The sequence below is a fragment of the Helicobacter sp. MIT 11-5569 genome, assembly GCF_000765695.2.
GTDB lineage: Bacteria > Campylobacterota > Campylobacteria > Campylobacterales > Helicobacteraceae > Helicobacter_D.
Map to the genome: position 1 here is coordinate 1 of NZ_JRPB02000034.1, position 1,739 is coordinate 1,739.

Consider the following 1,739-nt stretch of genomic DNA (forward strand, 5'->3'; position numbering starts at 1 on the left):
TCTTGACCCAAACTTTGGAGAATATAAATCTACAAAGAAAGAATTTTATTCAATTTGGGATAAAAATCAAACAGGAGGCTTTGCTCTTATTATTGCAGACAAAGAAAACTCTAAACCTGCTATAAAAGATTTAGAGTTTCCTAGTGAGAGATTTTTTAGATAAATTTAGTATTCTTTGCATTTTTAGAATCTTGGATTCTTATTCTCTTTGGAATCCTTTAGTAATGCTTGCATTAAAGAATCACTTGTAGAATCTGTTTGAATAGAGTTTGTAGTATTTGAGATTCCATAAGCACTATAAGCTTGTTTTGCTTTTAACTCTTGATTTTCTTTTTCTAGTTTGTCTCTTTTTTCTAAAATGTCAAAAAAGCTTTGGGAAGCAGTATAAGAAGCTTGCATTAAGAAATAATCCGCATTGCTTGCAACTAAATTTTCAATGTTTGTAATTTCATTGACAAAAAACTCATTAAAGTCATTTCTTATTGCGTTATAAGAAAATTTCTTATTATCAATTTCTATGGAATCCCCATTCAAATAATAAGAATGCACAATAGCTAGTTTATCTTGGATTTCTGCTAATTGCTCTTTAGGGATATAATCTTGTGCGATATTAAAAAATGTCGTCCCCACTGCGCTTAATTCTGTATCAACATACCTTTTGACCTGCTCTAATAAATCTTTTCCCCCATTATCAAGCGAATTTTGTGGCACATAAGGATAAGATTTTAAGAGATTTAAAAGTTCATAACCTCCTTTGGGATATTCTCTATTCTCTCCTAGCTCTATTGCTTTTTCTATTGCAATAGAATCTTCTATTGTTTCTTTATTATCGCGATAGATAGTCGTTATAATATTATCCATTGTGTTTTTTAAAAAGTTTTTTGCGTCTTGCATTTGTGATTTTGTGGGTGGATTTATTTCTTTTGATTTTTGTATAAGTGTATCTTCAAACTTGAAATAATTAGCAGAATCAACCACGACTCCTCTTTTTTCTATCGGCGATACATAATCTACAATAGCTTGTAATGCTTCTTTGTCGCTTATGGAATCTGATAATGGAGTTGTTGCTTGATTTTTATTTTGGCTAAAAAGGTTTGCGTAGAGATTTGTATTGTTTGTATAAAGAGAATTAGAAATATTTGTCAATACTTACTCCTTAATTTAATTATTAAAGATTAAGCAAAAAGTGTGCCTAAATACTATTTAATGCCCCAGTATTTATTTGCGTCATTTCTAATAATCCCATTTATCTCATTGAATATTTTTCTATCATTAAGTAATTTATCCGCATAATACCTATCTGCTGGTCTTGAATAAATTGGATTATGTTGGTTCATACCAATAATGGATACACTTACTTGATTATTCAAGTGGCTCAAAGTTGCTTGAACTACGGGAATGTAATTTCCTCTACCATTATCAACATTTAAAGGACGAAGTTCGTTTGTATAATCTTCAAATAATTTATAATATGCTGTATAAGATACCCTGGTCCCAGAATTATTTTTTATTCCATAGTGATAAGGAATATAATACTCATATGTATTACCATACAGATGTTTAAGAATTGTAGCTCCTCCCACAACCTTTTTCATCTCATCATCTGATAAGACTTTAACTCCTAAAGAGTTTTCATTTACTTTACCATTAGTTGCAAGAGCAATTAAATCTGTTGCATATGCACTACTAACAAGTGCCAAACTTAGAAATAAAGTTGCTAATAACTTTTTCATTTAGGT

The 1,739-nt window shown here is 30.0% G+C and carries 2 protein-coding genes; both read right to left on the reverse strand.

Translation table 11 applies throughout. The features are described from left to right. Positions 1-183: 183 nt before the first annotated feature. The gene (locus tag LS70_RS09805; protein ID WP_034288789.1) at positions 184-1,146 is read right to left on the reverse strand and encodes a hypothetical protein; all 963 of its coding nucleotides are present in this window, start codon (positions 1,144-1,146) and stop codon (positions 184-186) included. Positions 1,147-1,199: 53 nt separating this feature from the next. Continuing rightward, positions 1,200-1,700: a hypothetical protein gene (locus LS70_RS09810; RefSeq protein ID WP_138109448.1), complete on the reverse strand. Its 501-nt coding sequence runs from the start codon at positions 1,698-1,700 to the stop codon at positions 1,200-1,202. Positions 1,701-1,739: the final 39 nt, after the last annotated feature.